The sequence below is a fragment of the Streptomyces sp. NPDC050423 genome (assembly GCF_040655445.1).
Taxonomy (GTDB): domain Bacteria; phylum Actinomycetota; class Actinomycetes; order Streptomycetales; family Streptomycetaceae; genus Streptomyces.
This window is the reverse complement of the sequence record NZ_JBFAJY010000002.1, coordinates 1-16,759: the sequence shown is the minus strand read 5'-3', so window position 1 is coordinate 16,759 and position 16,759 is coordinate 1. Positions and strand designations below refer to the sequence as shown.

Below are 16,759 nucleotides of genomic sequence, written 5' to 3'. Positions count from 1 at the left end.
GTTCCCGCGGCCCGTCGGCCCCGGGCCCGTGCGCGGGGGACGGGGTTCCGGCGCACCGGCCCGCCCCGCGCGTCACAGGTAGGTCTCGTCGTAGGTGCTCGCGCCCCCGTTCGCGGCCGGCGGCTCGGAGCCGTCCGCCGAGGCGCTCTCCGCCGGGGTGCCGAGGGCCAGGCTCAGCTCTTCCGTGAGCTGGACCCGGCCCTGGACGGGCAGCCTGGTCCGCCCGCCGCCGCGCTTGCGCAGCACGGCCCCGCCCTCGGGGCTGCGCTGGACGGCGTACGGGCCGTGGTCGCGCCGTTCGATGCGCGGGCTGCGATGGGGCTCCACGACGGTGAACTCGTACCACTGCTGCTTGTTCCCGTGCCTGGCCGGGTGGCCGTCGCCGAGGATGTCGCCCTCCTCGGAGACCAGTTGCAGCACGAGGCCGTACGGGTCCCGGCGCCGGATGCGCTGCTTGCGCCAGGCCAGCGCCGCCACGACGGCGAGCACGACGAGCACGGCGCCGGCCATGAACGCCCACCAGTACGCGTCCCAGATCCCGGGCTCCGGCGTCACCCGCACCGACAGCGGGGACTGCACCAGCGTGCGGTGGGAGTCCGTGGCGTCGACGACGGTCAGGGTGCCGCCCAACTGGAGCCCGTCGTCGCCGAGACGGGTCCCGAAGACGTCGGCGGGGGCGACCTCGACACTCACCTTCCGGGTCCCGGACTCGCCCGGCTTCAGCACGATCTCCGCCGGGGCGACCGTGAGCATGCCCCGGCCGATGTCGGCGACGGACAGCCGCAGGGTGTGCGGGGCGTCGCTGGTGTTGTGGACGGCCAGGGTGCCGCCGACCGAGGCGCCGGGATGGACCTCGGCGCCGGGCAGGGTGAGCGCGGCCACGACGTCCGGTTCGCCCGGCGGGACCGTGCCGGCCTCGCTGCGGACGTCGGCGGTGAGCCCCGAGGCCGTCAGGGTGCCGGTCACCTTCAGTGCCCCGTCCGCCTCCTCCGGGACCCGCACGGTCCCGGTGAAGGAGCCGTCGCCCTTCTCGGGGTCGGCTCCCGTGCCGTCGTCGGTGAGGTTCAGTTCCAGCGGCTCGAAGCCGTCCCCCGTCAGCTCGCTGCGGACCCGCAGACCCTCGTAGTCGCGCGGATCCTTGATCTCGTAGCCCTCGCGGGTCTGGAGCCGCATGGAGACCGTGGTCTTCTGACCGGCCTGCGGCGACGGCGGGTCCATCGTGATGGCCCCGCGCAGCTCGCCGTGCCAGAGCACGCTGACGCCGACGGGCAGCGAACGGTGCCCCTCGGGCGCCTCGACCTTCACCTTCCAGATGCCGGGCACCGGGTCGGTGATCTTCAGGGCCTCGACGGTGCCGCCGGAACCCGCCAGCTCGAACCCCGACTTGCGGTACGTCCCCGAGGTGGGCACCTTGTGGCCGCTCGGGTCGAAATAGGTCGCCGTCACCTCGGGATCGCCCTTGTCGACCACGATGCTGCCCACGGTCGCCAGGGGCGAGACGCCGATCTCCAGCGTGGTGGGCGGCCGGTCGCTGGGGCCCCGGCTGTAGCGCAGGCAGTGGGCCGCGGCGAAGATCTTCTCCAGCATCGGGCCGACGTCCTTCGCCCCGGAGACCTTGCCGGCCCCCGGCCGCGCGGAGGGCAGTTCGACGCAGCCCTTCTGGTAGCCGCCGGCCGCCATCCGGTCGAGCTGTGCCTTGTCCGGGGCGGACCCGAAGCCGAGCGGCCAGACCTGGACCTGCTGGGCGGCGGCCTCCTTGAGCGCCGCGGTCAGCTGCCGCTCGCCCTCGGCCGCGCGGTGCGCCTCGCCGCCGTACTTCTCGCTGTCCGTGACGTCCATCCGGCCGTCGGTGAGGAGGAACAGCACGCGGGGCACCGACGGGTCGGTACCGGTGCTCAGATCGTGCACCCCCTGACGTATCGCGCTCGGGAAGTCCGTACCGGTGCCCTCGCTCTTCTTGCGGCTGCGCAGCTTGCCGACGCACGCGCCGATCGACTCGCGTCCCGCCGCGTCCAGTTCGGTGCGCGGGCACACCGGGTCCACCGCCCGCTGGTCACCGGTCTCGGCGGCGGCGAAACCGAAGACGGTGACGTGCGAGGACGCGGAGACGTCACCGATCGCGATCCGCGACGCGGCGGCCTTCTCCGCCTTCATGTCCGCGGGAGCGAGGCTGGCGGACTCGTCCACGCCGACCGCGTAGTTGACGGCGGCGGAGGCCGGTTCGGACGCCGCCGCCACCACCGGATCATGACGGGCGGGCGACAACAGGGCCGCGAGCACGGCGGCGCCGCCCAGCGCGGAGACCGCCGCCCGGCGCAACCGGCCCCTTCCTGTCCGCCGCTCTGTCCTGAGTCTTCCCACGGCCGTCCCCTTATTGAGTCTCTGTGTTCGTGTGTGGTGCGGTGCGGCGCGCACGCGGCTGCCGCTCAGCGCGCGATCAGGCTCCAGCCCATGGCCAGCGCCGCCGCCGGGGCCAGCGTGCCGACGCCCCAGCGGATGGCCCGGTACTTGCCGGCCAGGATCGAGCTGACGTCCACGGCCTGGATGAGCAGCCATCGGGCCGGATCGCGCCCGGCGTCGGCGACCTCGGCGGACAGCCGCACCAGGTCGTACGGGGCGAGCAGATCGCCGAAGTACGTCACCCCGCGCCCGCTGCGGACGGTGCCGGTACGCGGCATGAGCGCCCGGACCAGCGCGGTCACCGCGACGATCCAGAGCACCCCGGCGGCGATCAGCGCGGCGTCGGCGGGCCCGCGCCAGTCGGGCGCCCCGTGCCGCCCGATCAGGAAGGCCGGCAGCGCCAGTGCCCCGGAGAGGAGCACCGCCGCCTTGGAGTCGGCCCGGCCGAGATCCTCCCTGACCGTGTTGAGCAGCCGTTCGGCGATGCGTTCCCCCGTCCGGTCGTCGCCGTGCGGCCCCCCGCCCTGCACGGTGACGACCGGATCGGGGGAGGTTCGTGCGCCGCCGTCGGCAGTCATCAGTCCTCCTCCGCCCAGGCCCATCCGTCGTCCGCGTCGCGGCGGCGGCGCGGACGCTCCGGCGCCTCGTCCTCGGGCTCCCTCGGGCCGGGCCGGCGACCCGGCGCGGCGGGCGGTTCCTCCGCCAGCCACTCGGGGGCGTACGGCTCCGGCGCCGCGGGCTCCGGCGCCGCGGGCTCCAGCTCCGGGGGCCTGCGGTGGGCGGGCAGCGAGCCGACGGGTCCCTGGACGGGCCGGCGGCCCCGGTTGAGGAGGGCGAGCGCCTGCGTCTCCAGGTCGTTGGACTGGATCTGGCCGCTGTCGACCATGTCGAAGAGCCGCTCGACGCGGTCCTTCTCGTCCTGCCTGCCCTCCTGGCGGATCTTCTCCAGGAAGTCCTTGGCCGCCTCGGGCTGGGCCGCGAGCATGTAGCTGAGCTGGTCCAGTTCCCCGCCCTGCAACATGGCGCGGAACCTCTCCTGGTGCACCCGGGTCACCTCGGCCGAGTCGCGCGCCTCCCGGATGTCGTCCATGTGCGTGATCGTCCGGTCGTCCACCCGCAGCCTGACGTACAGCCGTACCCGCAGGCCGACATCGCCGCCCAGGTCGTCCCAGCGCCCGCCGGCGCAGTGACCGGTGACGGCGCGGTTGGCCTGTTCGGCCTCGGCCACCGGGAAGTCCGACGACACCTCGCGCAGCCGCTCCAGGATCGGGGCGGTGAGCCGTTTGGCGACGTCGGTCACCACCTCGGTGGCGGCCAGATGCGGATCGGTCACGGACCAGTGGATGTCGACCTCGGCCTTGAAGAACGAGGCCCCGCCCCTGGCGGGCAGCTCCATCTGGAGCGTCGTCCCGTAGGTGCCGAGCGCGATCTCGCACACGGTGTGCGGCCGGGCCAGCGCCCGCTTGTCGTAGTGCTCGACCCCGGAGACGGTGGCCACGCTGTAGCCGCCGTTCCGGTAGAACAGCACCGATGCCGTCCGGGCACTCGTCTGCCGGAACGCCCCGGTGGGCGCGTACTCCCGCAGGAGCGGACCCGCGGGTGCCGGGCCGCTTTCCTCAGCCATTTCTCTCCTCCTCGCCCGTCCGGCCCCGCGCCGGTACGGCGAGCCACCACAGGGCGCGCGCCTGCGCGTCGGGCAGCCGGTTCTCGGGGTCGTTCATCATTCGGCGCAGCAGCCAGTCCAGCCGCCGCCTGTCCTGCTCCTCGGCCATGAGCACGGGCAGCAGCGCCGCCAGGCCCGGCCGCGCCCCCTCGGAGCCGTCCTTGCGCACGGCCGAACGCAGCAGGGACTCCAGGGCGTCCATGGCCACGTCCCTCGACCGGGCGGTGTTCAGGGCCGTCCACATCAAGTCGGCCATCGGGCCCACCAGTTCGGGCCGCGAGGCGGCGAGGGCGAGCGCCAGCGGCCGGTCGCCGCGTTCCCCGAGCGGGGAGACGGAGGCGTCGAACAGCACCTCGTCGACCGAGGTGAGCATCAGCCGGACGGCGGTCACCAGGCCGAGGTCCTGGTACGTCACGTACTTGTGGCGCGTCCAGTCGTTCATCCGCCGCAGCACCCGGGCCCCGTCCGGGAGGGCCAGCAGCCGTACGACGTTGAGCGAGGCGACCGCCATCTGCTCGCCCTCGTCCCGGACCCCGATCCGGGCCAGGGCGTCCAGGGCGGCGTCCGTGGTGGCCGCGGCGTTCCCGTACCCGAGGGCCATCGCCGCGGACCAGCGCAGCGAGTTCGTCCCGTGCCTGCCCCAGTCGTCGACCAGCTTGCGCACGGCCTTGCGGTGCGAGGCGTGGCCGGCCGCCTGGTCCATCATGGTGGCCGCGAAGAACCTGCGGCGCGGAGTGGATGCCTCGGCCAGCGGCCGGACCAGCTCCGCGTAACCGTGGTCGAAGTCCTGTACGCACAGCTCCCCGGCGGCGACCGCCGCGCGCATCCACACCTGGGGCCGGGGGTCGTCCGCCAGCAGCCGCAGCCAGCGCACGACCGGCGCGCGGGCGGGGAAGTGCCGGTCCCAGACCTCGGTCAGCACCGCGGCGGGCAGGGCGGAGCCCCGGTACCAGATCAGCCGGGCAGCCACCTCGGCCCCGGCCACCTCCACCAGTCCGTCCTTCAATTCGGCGCGGGAGAGCGCCAGATCGGAGTCCGGGTCGTCGCAGAACAGCGGCCGTGCCGGGGCGTTGTCCGGGTCGCACTGTACGGACAGCTCCCACGTCAGCAGATGGGCCGCGGACGCCACGGCGCTGTGCGAGGCGCCGCCCAGCACGGCGAGTGCGATACGGAACGCCACCGGGTGGAACAGCACCGCGGCCTGCCCCGTGCTCCCCTCCGTGCCGGCCTGGAGCGCGGCGAGCGCCCGGTCCACCCCGGCGAACCACTCCTGGGCCTGGCCGGCGGCCAGACTCCGGCAGCCGGTCAGCAACTCCTCGTAGGAGACGGTCTCCAGCACGTGCCCGGCCAGCAGCGAGGCGAACAACTCGGCCTCGACGGGGCGCAGATCAGCGAGCCCGACCGCGTCCCGGACCTCCTCGCGCTCCGCCAGCTCCTCCGCACGCGCCAGCAGTTCCGCGGTCGCCGGGCCGCCGGCGTCGGCCGCGTCGGCCCGGTCCTCCAGCCGCTCCCGGAGCCGGGTGGTGAGGAGTTCCTGGGTGGGCGCGGGCGGGCAGAGCATCCCGTACCGCCCGGCCAGCAGGGGGTTCGCCGCCGACCCGACCGTCACCACGATCACCGCGAAGGCCCGGCAGCCGGCCAGGGCCGCGGCCAGCCGGTCCAGGCCGATCTCGTCCGGCGGCAGCTCACCGGGCCCGGTGAGGGAGAGCTCCAGCAGATACCCGGTGCCGGGGAGCACCTCCTCGCCGCCCAGGGAGTCGGCCAGCTGCCGTACCCCGTCGTCGGGGTCGACCCGCCACACCCGGGAGTCCGCCGGGGGCTCCGTGGCCGTACCCGTATCCGTGTTCCGGTTCGCCTCCGCCACCGCGAAGCCGGTGACGTCGTCGAGCAGCGAGAGCGCCGTGCTGGTACGGCCCGTGCCGGGTGCGGCGCCGAGGACCAGCAGCCGCCGTGCGCCGAGCGCGTTGCGCAGGCGTACGTACCCCTCGGGTGCCACGTGGGCCCGGCGGAGCTCGCGCAGCTCGTCGGCGGGCACGGGGCCGCTGCGGATGCCCGCACCCGACCGGCGCGCGTCCATCTGCATGTAGGTGTCGCCGATGTAGACACGGCCGATGCGCGGACGGTCGAAGGTGTGCAGGTCCCGGCCGGTGTTGAACAGCATCCGGGCGTCGCCGTGGGCCCGGGAGGCGGCGGCGAGATCGGTGGGGCCGTCCTCGCTCTCCTCCTCGGCGAGCGGGTTGCGGGTGTGCTCCCTGAACCGCCCGGCGGCGCGCTCCCGTTCCGACTCCTTGTCGTCCGCCTCGCTGTCGGCGGACTCCCCGTCGCTGTCGGCCTTCCCCTCGTCGGACGGGGGCTTGCCGTCCTTGCCCTTCTCCCCGGCCTTCTCCTTCTCCTTCTCCCTGTCCTGGCCGCCGTCCTTCTCCTTGTTCTTGTCGACGGCCTCGGGGGGAGCGTCGTCCGGGGGACCGCCCGCGTGCTCCTCGTCGCTCATGGGGATCAGCCCTTCCGACGGCCGGCGTCGCCGGTGCTGCGGCCGATGTGCACGGGCTGCTGGTAGACGTTGCCCGTGTGCTGGGACATGTCGCCCCGCACGTAGTACCGGGCGTCGTCGGGAGCGTCGGAGCTGTCGGGAGCGTCGGAGCCGTCGGTGTCACCGTGGACATCCGGGCGGGAGTCCTCGGCGCCGGTGGGTGTGAGGCCACCGGCGCCGGACTCGCCCGCCCCCGTCACGGGCGTATGTGTGCCGGTGGCCCGCTGCGGATCGTCGGCCGCGATGGCCGGTGCGGGCCTTCCGGGAAGGTGGAACCAGGCGGTCACGTCGCCCTCCTTGAGCTCCAGACGGGCGGCGGAGTAGCGGGCGGGCTCGATGAACTTGCCGCCGCCGCTGACCACGTCCTCGTACAGCGACCCGGAGACCACCAGCACGAGGTCGGCCTGCTCGGCGTCCAGCAGTTGCCGTGCGACGGTGGAATCGGCGAGCCGGCAGGCGAGGTCCACCGCGCGCCCCGCGATGCCCCGGTCGTCGTGCCGGACCGGCCCGACGTGCATGCCCACCCGCAGCCCCAGCGGTACGCGCAGGGCGCGGTTCTCGTCCCGCAGCTTCTCGTGCACCTCCACCATCCAGAGGCCGAGCAGCCTGGCGACGGGGACCTGGCCGGACACCGAGACGAGCACGCCGTCGCCGCGGTCCTCCATGTGGAGGGAGTCCCGCGCGACCTTGGTGTGGGTGAACGCCGTCTCCAGGACCCGGTAGATCCGGGCACGCATACGGGTCTTCCCGATGTCGTCGTACTCGCCGGAACGTCTGGCGTCGACGCTGATCACCAGCTCGTAGCGCGCTTCGGCGACATCCGTCACGTCGTGGTCCACCTCGTGCCCCTGTCCTGTTCGCTGTGCCGTCCCTCATCAGCCTCGGGCCCGGGACGAAGGCCGTCTGTAGTCGTTTACACACGACAGGCGGGGGATTCACTCCTGATGACCGTCCGAGAGGAGTGCGAGCAGCTCGGGATCGAGGATCTCCACCAGCCGGGTACCGGTCCGCACGATGCGCTGGTCCCGCAGCAGCCGCAGCGCCTTGGCGACGGCCTCCCGGGTGGCTCCGACGGTGGCGGCCAGCTCGTCCTGGGCCAGGTGGACGACGGTGCCGGCGGGCAGGGGCCGCGGCGCGGACGGTGTGTAGGGGCCGGCGGGTTCGGCCCGGGAGAGTTCGGTGAGCCGCCCGGCCAGGCGCTGCAGAACGGTGAGCGAGGCAAGCGCGGACCGTTCCTGGTCGGCGCTGCGGAGCCGGAAGGTGAGCTGCCGTATCACCAGCCCGCTGACCCGGGGGTGCTGGGCGAGGAAGCGGCGGAACGCGTCTCCCGGGATGACCTGGGCCGCTACGGGCCCCAGCGCCCGCACGGTGGCGCTACGGGGGTGGCTGTCCAACGCCGCCATTTCGCCCAGGAGTTCGCCGCGGCCGCGCAGGCCGAGTATCAGCCGGGTGGCGCCACGGTCCGTCGCCACGGAAATGGTCACCCACCCCTGAAGTATGATCATGACGTGACCGGACCGGTCCCCCTCCGACAGGAGGTGGGCATCGGCCGCATAGACCTTCCGGTTCCCGAGAGCCATCACGTTCTCGTGCTCGTGTGCTGTCAGAGCGCGCGCGAACGCCAGGTCATTGCCGAGCAGCCCCATGGCCACTCCCCCCGCGGCAGGTCCGGACGGCTGATTTTGATAGGCGTTGATGGTCGCAGAGGGCCACTCTCAAGGGTGTGCTTCACGCCACATCGCACGTACCGATCGGTAACAACAGAAACGCCAGTTGGACGGCCTGAGCGCCGCCACCCCCTTGTCGCGTCCTCATCGCCCGCCCGTCCGGCCACACGCGCGGCGTTCCCCTCGCGCCCCGTCGCTCACCGTTGACCGTGAGGTCAGGGCCCGCATACGGGCGGGGCGGGGCTCATTGGCGCACGGAGGGGCGCGAGAGACGGACTTGGCGAAAACTCGGGTTTCCGCCAGGAGCGGGGCCTTGGACCCGGTACGAAGGGATGTCGTGGGAAGTGCGTGAGTGGTCCGCGTCGGGGCGTGCGGGCGTGCCACGCGTCCGCGGGATCCCGTGCGGCCGGGGCTGTCAGGGCCGGGTGGGCGCGGCTTCGCCCAGTCGTTCGCGCAGGGTGCCGGCGAACTCCTCGGCCCGTCCCAGCTGCTTGCGCAGGTCGGCGACGCGCTCGGCGGCGGCCTGCTCGAAGTGGCTCACGCGCTCCAGGAGTTCATCGCGCTCGGCGCCCGCCGGGGGCGGGACCGCGTCGAGGCGGTCGGTGGCGTCGAGGAGGTCCCGCATCTGGTCCAGGGTGAAGCCGAGCGGCTTCATGCGACGGATCACCATCAGGCGGGCGACGTCGGTCTCGGTGTAGAGGCGGAAACCGCCCTGGGAGCGGGCCGAGGGGATGACCAGGCCGGTCTCCTCGTAGTGCCGGATGGTGCGCAGCGACAGCTCGGTCCGCGCGGCGACCTCGCCGATCTGCATGTGCTCGCTGCTCACGCGGGTGCCTCTCCTCGTCTGCGGCCGGGGGCCCGGTCCAGCGGCGGTCTGCGTCAATCTCTACCGTAACGTTAGAGTAGAGTGGCTGGCTGTCAGGGTTGACCGACCGCCGTTGCGTGTTCATGGTGCGGGACGGGTCGGCCCGTCACCAAAAGCCGTGCCGGGACCGATGACGCCCTCGGCGAAGCCCGATGCCGCAGGGGAGCGCGTGCGCATGCCCGTACAGCCCGGCGCCGCCGCCTTCCCGCCGTGACCCCTCGCCCCTGAGCAGTGGCATCCGGACCGTCGCGCGGGCTGTCCACGGGCCCGTGCCGCTGCTCCCTGTGACTTCGGCCCGCCGCTCGCGGGCTTCGCGTACGGCCGTCCCGCTTTCCGCTTACGCCCCCCGGACTCGGCGTACGGCCGCCCCGGTCTCCGCACTGTTCCGCACGCCCCTCGGTGACGCCGGGTGGGCCCGAGCACGACAGGTTCCGCTTCTCTTGACTACCTCCGCACTGTCCCCGGCCACGCGGCTGCGCGGTCTGCGTCCCGACTGGCTGTCCGACCCGAAGGTGTGGCGCACCGAGATCCTGGCCGGCCTGGTGGTCGCGCTCGCCCTGATCCCCGAGGCGATCTCGTTCTCGGTCATCGCCGGGGTCGACCCCGCGATCGGCCTGTTCGCGTCCTTCACCATGGCCGTGACCATCTCGGTCGTCGGCGGACGCCGCGCGATGATCTCCGCCGCGACGGGCGCCGTCGCCCTGGTCATCGCCCCGCTCAACCGCGAGCACGGCCTGGGCTACCTGATCGCCGCGGTGATCCTGGCCGGCGTCTTCCAGATCATCCTCGGCGCGCTGGGCATCGCGAAGCTGATGCGGTTCGTGCCCCGCAGCGTGATGGTCGGCTTCGTCAACTCCCTCGCCGTCCTCATCTTCATGGCCCAGGTCCCGGAGATGCACGACGTGCCCTGGCCCGTCTATCCGCTGATCGCCGCCGGGCTCGCTCTGATGGTGTTCTTCCCGAGGGTCACCCGGGTGATCCCGGCCCCGCTCGTGTCCATCGTCATCCTCACCGTGATCACGGTCGCCGCGGGGATCGCGGTGCCGACCGTGGGGGACAAGGGCGAGCTGCCGTCCGCCCTGCCCGTACCGGGCCTGCCCGACGTGCCCTTCACCCTGGACACGCTGACCACCGTCGCCCCTTACGCGCTCGCGATGGCGCTGGTCGGCCTGATGGAATCGCTGATGACGGCCAAGCTCGTGGACGACATCACCGACACTCACTCCTCCAAGACGCGCGAGTCCATCGGCCAGGGCATCGCCAACATCGTCACCGGCTTCCTCGGCGGCATGGGCGGCTGCGCCATGATCGGCCAGACGATGATCAACGTGAAGGTGTCCGGCGCCCGCACCCGCCTGTCGACGTTCCTGGCGGGTTCGTTCCTGATGGTGCTGTGCATCGTCTTCGGCCCGGTCGTCTCCGACATCCCCATGGCCGCTCTGGTCGCCGTCATGGTCATGGTGTCCTTCGCGACCTTCGACTGGCACTCCATCGCCCCGAAGACCCTGAAGCGGATGCCCGCCGGGGAGATCGCCGTCATGGCCGTCACCGTGGCCTGCGTCGTCGCCACCCACAACCTCGCGATCGGTGTCGTCGTCGGCACCGTCACCGCCATGGTCGTCTTCGCCAGGCGCGTCGCCCACCTGGCCGACGTCACCGCCGTCGTCGACCCCGACGGCACCCAGGTCGTCTACGCGGTCACCGGTGAGCTCTTCTTCGCCTCCTCCAACGACCTGGTCACGCGGTTCGACTACGCCGGCGACCCCGACAAGGTCGTCATCGACCTGACGGCCACCCACATCTGGGACGCCTCCTCGGTCGCGGCGCTGGACGCGATCGAGACCAAGTACGCCCAGCGCGGCAAGTCCGTCGAGATCATCGGCCTCAACCAGCCCAGCGCCCGCATCCACGACAGGCTCAGCGGCGAACTCACCGGCGGCCACTAAGGGCTGTCCCGTAGGTGGTTCCCCAAGCCTGCGAGCACCCGGGGCCCTTTCAATGAATCAACGAATTGCGAAATTATGCAATTCACTACATGCTGTGTTTGCTGTGCCGACAGGTAGCCGTGGGCGCGGTGCCGAGCGAAGCCCCGGGCTGTCGGGGTGATGAAGGGGGTCCGTGACCGTGGCGATTCCGCTGTATCAGGCCAAGGCCGAGCTCTTCCGGATGCTCGGGCACCCCGTGCGGATACGGGTTCTGGAGCTGTTGCAGGACGGGCCGATGCCGGTCCGTGAACTGCGTGCGGCGATCGAGGTGGAGCCCTCGGCGCTGTCTCAGCAGCTGGCGGTGCTGCGCCGCTCGGGCATCGTCTCCTCCGTGCGGGAGGGCTCGACGGTGGTCTACGAGCTGGCGGGCGGTGACGTGGCAGAGCTGCTGCGGGCGGCGCGGCGGATTCTGACCGAGATGCTGGCCGGGCAGAACGAGCTTCTCGCGGAACTGCGGGAAGCCGAGGTCTCGGCGCGATGAACGTGGTGCTTGCCCGGTCGTGGGACCGGGTGCGGTCGCTGCTGCCCGCCCGTGCGGACTTCGCTGTCATGGCCCGCAATCCGCGCCGTGACCTGCTCGCCGGTCTCACCGTGGCGATCGTGGCGTTGCCGCTCGCGCTCGGCTTCGGGGTCTCCTCCGGCCTGGGCGCCGAGGCCGGACTGGCCACCGCCGTCGTCGCGGGTGCGCTCGCGGCGCTGTTCGGCGGCTCCAACCTCCAGGTATCAGGGCCGACCGGTGCGATGACGGTGGTGCTGGTGCCGATCGTTGCCCAGTACGGGCCGGGCGGGGTGCTGACGGTCGGGCTGATGGCCGGCGTGCTGCTGATCGCGCTGGCCCTGCTGAAGGCCGGCCGCTACATGCGGTACATCCCCGCGCCGGTGGTGGAGGGCTTCACCCTCGGCATCGCGTGCGTGATCGGCCTGCAACAGGTCCCGAACGCCCTCGGGGTCGCCGCACCCGACGGCGACACGGTCCTGGTGGTGGCCTGGCGGGCCGTCGGGGAGTTCGTACGCACCCCGAACTGGACCGCGGCCACCCTGGCCCTCGCCGTGGCGGCCGTGATGCTGCTCGGCGCCCGGTGGCGGCCCACCATCCCTTTCTCGATCGTCGGCGTCGTCGCCGCGACGCTGGCCGCCCAGCTCTTCCACCTGGACGCGGCGGCCCCGATCGGCGACCTGCCGTCCGGGCTGCCCGCGCCGTCGCTCGCCTTCCTCGACGTGTCCGCACTGGGCTCGCTGCTCACCCCGGCCATAGCGGTCGCCGCGCTCGCGGCGCTGGAGTCGCTGCTGTCGGCCACCGTCGCGGACGGCATGACCGTGGGCCAGAAGCACGACCCGGACAAGGAACTCTTCGGGCAGGGCATCGCGAACCTGGCCGCCCCGCTCTTCGGCGGCGTGCCCGCCACCGCGGCGATCGCCCGTACCGCCGTCAACGTCCGTAGCGGCGCCGGCTCCCGTCTCGCCGCCCTGACCCACGCCGCCGTCCTCGCGGTGATCGTGTTCGCTGCCGCCCCGCTCGTGTCCAGGATCCCGCTGGCCGCGCTCGCCGGGGTGCTGCTGGCCACCGCGATCCGCATGGTCGAGGTCGGCGCACTGCGGGCGATGGTCCGGGCGACGCGCTCGGACGCGATCGTGCTGGTGCTGACCGCCGTGGCCACCCTCGCCCTCGACCTGGTCTACGCGGTCATCATCGGCCTGGTCGTCGCGGGCGCCCTGGCGCTGAGGGCGGTCGCCAACCAGGCCCGGATGGACCAGGTCGACTTCACGGCCGATCTGCCGGGCGAGCACAGCGAGGAGGAACACGCGCTGCTGGCCGAGCACATCGTCGCCTACCGCATCGACGGGCCGGTGTTCTTCGCCGGTGCCCACCGCTTCCTCCTGGAGCTCTCCGAGGTCGCCGACGTCCGCGTGGTGATCCTGCGGATGTCGCGGATCACGACGATGGACGCCACCGGGGCCCTGGTCCTCAAGGACGCGGTGGAGAAGCTGAACCGGCGAGGCATCGCCGTACTGACCTCCGGCATACGCCCCGGCCAGCGACGCGCCCTCGAATCGGTCGGGGCGCTGGACCTGCTGCGGCTGGAGGGCCGCGAGTACGCCACCACACCGGAGGCGATCGCCGGAGCCCGCGCCCACCTGCACCGGGCCGGACTCCTGCCCGCCGCACCCGTCACCGAAGAGGCTCCCCGATGACCACCCCCGTCTCCCGCCGCATGATCGAGCTCCCCGGTACAGAGGCGCTGTGGCTGCTCGAAAGCGCGGCCCAGGGACAGCTGGTGTACGTCCGGGACGAAGTTCCCGTGCTCCGCCCGGCCGTCCACGTCCTCGAGTACGGGCGACTGATCGTCCGTACGCCCGCGCAGGCCGCGGCCCTGGCCTCCCGTTCGTCGCTCACCTATCACGCACAGGAGATCAAGGCGGCAGGCGGCATCGGCTGGACGGTGACCGTGACCGGTCCGGCCGAGGCCATCAGCGATCCGGACGAGGCCGGCCACTACCGCCGCACCCTCCAGGGCTGGGCGCACGGGCCGCACGACACCCTGGTACGCATCCGCCCGCAGACCGTCACGGGGTTTCGCCTGGCCCACGCCGGGGCCACCCGGTGAGCGGTCGACTCGAAGCCCTCCCGCTGCGGCACGTACTGACCCTGCCCGCGATGGGCTCCGCGGTGCGGATCGCGCGTGAGACCACCGAACAGGTGCTGACCGAATGGGGCGTCAGCAGACGTCACCCCACGGTCGATCCGGCACTGCTGATCCTCTCCGAGCTGGTCACCAACAGCGTCCAGCACGCCGCGGTGCTGTCCCCGACCGTCACCGTGATCTACGCGGCCGGCCCGGACACGTTCGCGTTCGCCGTGCACGACCGCCACCCGTACCAGCCCCATCTCTTCTCGGTGGTCACCGGCACGAGCGGCAGCGGCGGGCTGGGCACCGTCATGGAACTCACCCTCGGCCTCGGCGGCACCGCCGTCATCAGGAGCGACGCGGACGGCAGGGGAAAGAGCATCTGGATCACCCTCCCCCTGTGAAAGGACCCCGCGTCCAGGGGCCCGGCGCAAGAGATGTACATGTACAGGAACGATCAGGCAAGGAATCACCATGAGCGATATGACCGAGACGCTGCCGCCGTGCCCCCAGTGCTCCGGCGTGTACACCTACGAGATGGGCGCGCTTCTGGTCTGTCCCGAATGCGGCCATGAGTGGTCACCCGCGTCCGCCGAACCCACGGGCGGCACCGGGGGCGACGGGACGATCGACGGAGCGATCGACGGGACGGTCAGGGATGCGGTCGGCAACGTACTCGCCGACGGCGACACGGTCACGGTGACCAAGACCCTGAAGGTCAAGGGCAGCCAGGGCGGAATCAAGGCCGGCACCAAGGTGCGCAATATCCGCCTGGTGGACGGTGTGGACGGCCACGACATCGATTGCAGGATCGACGGGTTCGGCCCCATGCAGCTCAAGTCCAGTGTGGTGAAGAAGGCCTGACCGGACTCCGCGGCACGCGGCGGCGGGACGAGCGATGCGCCACGCGCCGGTCCACGGCCTCCGGGCGGCCCGGAGCCGGGCACCGAACGCCCCTTTGGTGCCGTTCGGCATTGCTAATCTTGGCAATTCCCGAGGTCACGACCTCGGCGTGGGGGCGCGATGATGTCCCCATGGCGAAGAGTTCTGAGGTGGATGCGATGCACGGTACGCGCACGACAGCGGCCACCCGGCCGTCCGGCGGTCCGTCGGTCCGGCGTGCAGCGGGGCCCGGTCGGTGAGCGCGCCGCTGTACCAGCTGAAGGCGGAGTTCTTCAAAACCCTCGGGCACCCGGTGCGCATCCGCGTGCTGGAACTCCTCAGCCGACGCGAGTACGCGGTCTCCGAGATGCTGTCCGAGATCGGCATCGAAGCGGCCCACCTCTCCCAGCAACTGGCCGTGCTGCGCCGGTCCAACCTCGTCGTCCCCCGCCGCGAGGGCTCCGCGGTCTATTACTCGCTGACCAACCCACAGGTGGCGGAGCTGCTGCGGGTGGCCCGAACCATCCTGTCCGGCGTGCTGACGGGCCAGGCCGAACTGCTGGCCGACCTCCGGGCCGCCGAACCTGACACCACGCCCCAGCGGCGCGGGCCGGGGCCTCGGTGAAGGGCGGCCGCAACCCTCGTACCGGCTAATGCGGCCAACGATGGATCCGCGTTCCGTGGATCGGCCCTGAGCGTGGCCACTGCCCAGGCAGCGCTGTACGCCTGCGCCCGTCCACCCGGGGACGATAGGGGATTCGAACCCCTGAGGAGTTGCCCCCAACACGCTTTCCACCTGTTCGTCCGACGGTTCGGAGCGGGGCGGGGCTGTTCTGACCTGGGGCGGAGCCGGGCACCGGACGGATGGTGACGGCACTGGACGGGCGTGAATGAGACCAGAACTGGGACCGGAGCGCCCGGTCATACCTTCTTGACGACGATCGACTCCGGGACCAGCCTCTCCAAGTCGTCCACGTCCGAGGTGAAGACGGTGACCTGCCCCTTCTGCCGGCGCGCGATGACGGCGAGTACTGCGTCGATCGCGTACTTGTGGCCGTGCAGCTCAGCGTCCGCCAGCAGGCGGCGGGCCCGGCGGGCCTCGTCCTTCCCGATGTCGGCGACTTCGAGCCGGGAAAGTACCCAGTCCCAGCGCTTCTCGGTGGTTCTGCCGTCGTACGCCTCGACCAGCGTCATCGGAGACGTGACCACCTCGGCTTCACCCCGGGCCGCGAGGTCGAGCCACGCGATCATCTTGCGGTCGCCGCGCACGGCCAGGGACAGGGCTTCGCAGTCGAGGACGAAGACGCGCAGCGGTCGCTGGACGGGCTCACCGGAGCGCTTCTTCACGCGGCTTCTCCGGCGCCGTGCGTTCCGGTGGCGCGCCGGCGCTCGTGCTCGGCATCGAGGTCCTCCAACTCCTCGAACGCAGTGGTGCGCTCTTCTCCGGTGAGGGGACCGTGTTCCTCCTGCAGCCAGTCCGACAGTTCCCGCAGTCGATCCCGGTCGCGCTTGAAGCGCAGCGCCTCGGCGACGTACGCCGACATGCCCCGTTCCGTCGCCTCCGCACGGATCTCGTCCAGGAGATCCTCGGGAATCGTCACCGTTACCTTCTTCGTCGCCATACAAAAGACCATACTCTTGGTATCACGCTCCATACCAGCGCATTCTCGTGACCGCCAGGTCGGCGGTCAGGCAGTCGTGGCGGGACGTGGGCTGCCGTGGAAGACCTGGCTGGTGTGCCAGGAACGGTGGGCGGCGGCGATGGGGCGGACGCCCGGCCGGGGGCCGATGAGCGGTCGGCCGGCGAGCGTGATGACGTGCTCGCGGGCGGCGGTGCTGTGGCCGACGAAGCTTTGCGAGACCAGGATGCGGCGGCCCTCGCCGAGCCCGAGTACGCCCTTGTCGAACAGCTTGTGGTGCAGCGAGCACAGGCACAGCCCGTTCTCGACGTCGTCCGGTCCGTCGAACGCCCACCAGCGCACATGGGCGGCCTCAAGCCCCACCGGCACCGCGCCGATCCTGCCGTCGTACCCGCAGAAGGCGCACTGAGAGTGCGGTAAGCGAGGTAATGCCCTTTTCGGACTTGGAGTTGGGTGAGGTTCCCTGGTCGGCGGATCGGGTCGCTGGTCAGGCGCGGGGC

The 16,759-nt window shown here is 72.0% G+C and carries 17 protein-coding genes; 7 read left to right on the top strand and 10 right to left on the bottom strand.

Annotated features, from left to right (window positions below):
• Positions 1-72: 72 nt before the first annotated feature.
• From AB0I52_RS01585 to AB0I52_RS01555, 7 genes are all read right to left on the bottom strand, one after another.
• Positions 73-2,319 carry a VWA domain-containing protein gene (locus tag AB0I52_RS01585; RefSeq protein ID WP_363067875.1) on the bottom strand — a complete coding sequence of 749 codons (2,247 nt, stop codon included), beginning with the start codon at positions 2,317-2,319 and terminating at the stop codon, positions 73-75.
• A gap of 107 nt (positions 2,320-2,426) precedes the next feature.
• Positions 2,427-2,978: a Pycsar system effector family protein gene (locus AB0I52_RS01580; RefSeq protein WP_363067873.1), complete on the bottom strand. Its 552-nt coding sequence runs from the start codon at positions 2,976-2,978 to the stop codon at positions 2,427-2,429.
• The gene (locus AB0I52_RS01575; protein ID WP_363067871.1) at positions 2,978-4,024 is read right to left on the bottom strand and encodes a hypothetical protein; all 1,047 of its coding nucleotides are present in this window, start codon (positions 4,022-4,024) and stop codon (positions 2,978-2,980) included. Before AB0I52_RS01575 ends, AB0I52_RS01580 begins: the two co-directional genes overlap by 1 nt.
• Positions 4,017-6,554, bottom strand: a complete 2,538-nt coding sequence (locus AB0I52_RS01570) for a hypothetical protein (protein ID WP_363067869.1) — start codon at positions 6,552-6,554, stop codon at positions 4,017-4,019. The genes AB0I52_RS01575 and AB0I52_RS01570 overlap by 8 nt, the downstream gene beginning before the upstream one ends.
• A 5-nt stretch (positions 6,555-6,559) precedes the next feature.
• A complete protein-coding gene (locus AB0I52_RS01565) occupies positions 6,560-7,432 on the bottom strand; it encodes a hypothetical protein (protein WP_363067867.1) in 873 nt (290 codons plus the stop codon).
• Positions 7,433-7,528: 96 nt separating this feature from the next.
• On the bottom strand, positions 7,529-8,239 hold the full coding sequence (locus tag AB0I52_RS01560) for a Crp/Fnr family transcriptional regulator (RefSeq protein ID WP_363067865.1): 711 nt from the start codon (positions 8,237-8,239) through the stop codon (positions 7,529-7,531).
• Between the two features lie 436 nt (positions 8,240-8,675).
• Positions 8,676-9,086, bottom strand: coding sequence for a MerR family transcriptional regulator (locus tag AB0I52_RS01555; RefSeq protein WP_362961530.1), 411 nt, complete (start codon positions 9,084-9,086; stop codon positions 8,676-8,678).
• A gap of 479 nt (positions 9,087-9,565) precedes the next feature.
• Here AB0I52_RS01555 and AB0I52_RS01550 point away from each other — a divergent pair, with 479 nt between their 5' ends.
• The 7 genes from AB0I52_RS01550 to AB0I52_RS01520 all read left to right on the top strand — a co-directional run bounded on the left by AB0I52_RS01550 (position 9,566) and on the right by AB0I52_RS01520 (position 15,244).
• Positions 9,566-11,071 (top strand): SulP family inorganic anion transporter, encoded by a 1,506-nt coding sequence (locus AB0I52_RS01550; protein ID WP_363067863.1) that lies wholly within the window; start codon positions 9,566-9,568, stop codon positions 11,069-11,071.
• Positions 11,072-11,249: 178 nt separating this feature from the next.
• Positions 11,250-11,591: a metalloregulator ArsR/SmtB family transcription factor gene (locus tag AB0I52_RS01545; protein ID WP_363067861.1), complete on the top strand. Its 342-nt coding sequence runs from the start codon at positions 11,250-11,252 to the stop codon at positions 11,589-11,591.
• Positions 11,588-13,303: a SulP family inorganic anion transporter gene (locus AB0I52_RS01540; RefSeq protein ID WP_363067859.1), complete on the top strand. Its 1,716-nt coding sequence runs from the start codon at positions 11,588-11,590 to the stop codon at positions 13,301-13,303. The genes AB0I52_RS01545 and AB0I52_RS01540 overlap by 4 nt, the downstream gene beginning before the upstream one ends.
• Entirely contained in the window at positions 13,300-13,716 is a 417-nt protein-coding gene (locus AB0I52_RS01535) for a pyridoxamine 5'-phosphate oxidase family protein (protein WP_363067857.1), read from the top strand. Before AB0I52_RS01540 ends, AB0I52_RS01535 begins: the two co-directional genes overlap by 4 nt.
• Entirely contained in the window at positions 13,713-14,141 is a 429-nt protein-coding gene (locus AB0I52_RS01530) for an ATP-binding protein (RefSeq protein WP_363067855.1), read from the top strand. Before AB0I52_RS01535 ends, AB0I52_RS01530 begins: the two co-directional genes overlap by 4 nt.
• A 79-nt stretch (positions 14,142-14,220) precedes the next feature.
• The gene (locus AB0I52_RS01525) at positions 14,221-14,601 is read left to right on the top strand and encodes a zinc ribbon domain-containing protein YjdM (protein ID WP_363068293.1); all 381 of its coding nucleotides are present in this window, start codon (positions 14,221-14,223) and stop codon (positions 14,599-14,601) included.
• 274 nt (positions 14,602-14,875) lie between these two features.
• Positions 14,876-15,244 carry a metalloregulator ArsR/SmtB family transcription factor gene (locus AB0I52_RS01520; RefSeq protein ID WP_363067853.1) on the top strand — a complete coding sequence of 123 codons (369 nt, stop codon included), beginning with the start codon at positions 14,876-14,878 and terminating at the stop codon, positions 15,242-15,244.
• 296 nt (positions 15,245-15,540) lie between these two features.
• Here the strand turns inward: AB0I52_RS01520 and AB0I52_RS01515 are convergent, their stop codons facing one another.
• The 3 genes from AB0I52_RS01515 to AB0I52_RS01505 all read right to left on the bottom strand — a co-directional run.
• Positions 15,541-15,966, bottom strand: a complete 426-nt coding sequence (locus tag AB0I52_RS01515; RefSeq protein ID WP_363067851.1) for a PIN domain-containing protein — start codon at positions 15,964-15,966, stop codon at positions 15,541-15,543.
• Entirely contained in the window at positions 15,963-16,241 is a 279-nt protein-coding gene (locus tag AB0I52_RS01510; protein ID WP_363067849.1) for a CopG family transcriptional regulator, read from the bottom strand. Before AB0I52_RS01510 ends, AB0I52_RS01515 begins: the two co-directional genes overlap by 4 nt.
• A 66-nt stretch (positions 16,242-16,307) precedes the next feature.
• Positions 16,308-16,759, bottom strand: a 452-nt coding sequence (locus AB0I52_RS01505) for an HNH endonuclease (protein WP_363067847.1), incomplete at its 5' end; no start/stop codon positions are given.

Coding starts and splice junctions, on each gene's coding strand:
- AB0I52_RS01580 (WP_363067873.1), bottom strand. CDS start 2,978: ATGACTGCCGACGGCGGCGCACGAACCTCCCCCGATCCGGTCGTCACC.
- AB0I52_RS01575 (WP_363067871.1), bottom strand. CDS start 4,024: ATGGCTGAGGAAAGCGGCCCGGCACCCGCGGGTCCGCTCCTGCGGGAG.
- AB0I52_RS01570 (WP_363067869.1), bottom strand. CDS start 6,554: ATGAGCGACGAGGAGCACGCGGGCGGTCCCCCGGACGACGCTCCCCCC.
- AB0I52_RS01560 (WP_363067865.1), bottom strand. CDS start 8,239: ATGGGGCTGCTCGGCAATGACCTGGCGTTCGCGCGCGCTCTGACAGCA.
- AB0I52_RS01540 (WP_363067859.1), top strand. CDS start 11,588: ATGAACGTGGTGCTTGCCCGGTCGTGGGACCGGGTGCGGTCGCTGCTG.
- AB0I52_RS01535 (WP_363067857.1), top strand. CDS start 13,300: ATGACCACCCCCGTCTCCCGCCGCATGATCGAGCTCCCCGGTACAGAG.
- AB0I52_RS01525 (WP_363068293.1), top strand. CDS start 14,221: ATGACCGAGACGCTGCCGCCGTGCCCCCAGTGCTCCGGCGTGTACACC.
- AB0I52_RS01510 (WP_363067849.1), bottom strand. CDS start 16,241: ATGGCGACGAAGAAGGTAACGGTGACGATTCCCGAGGATCTCCTGGAC.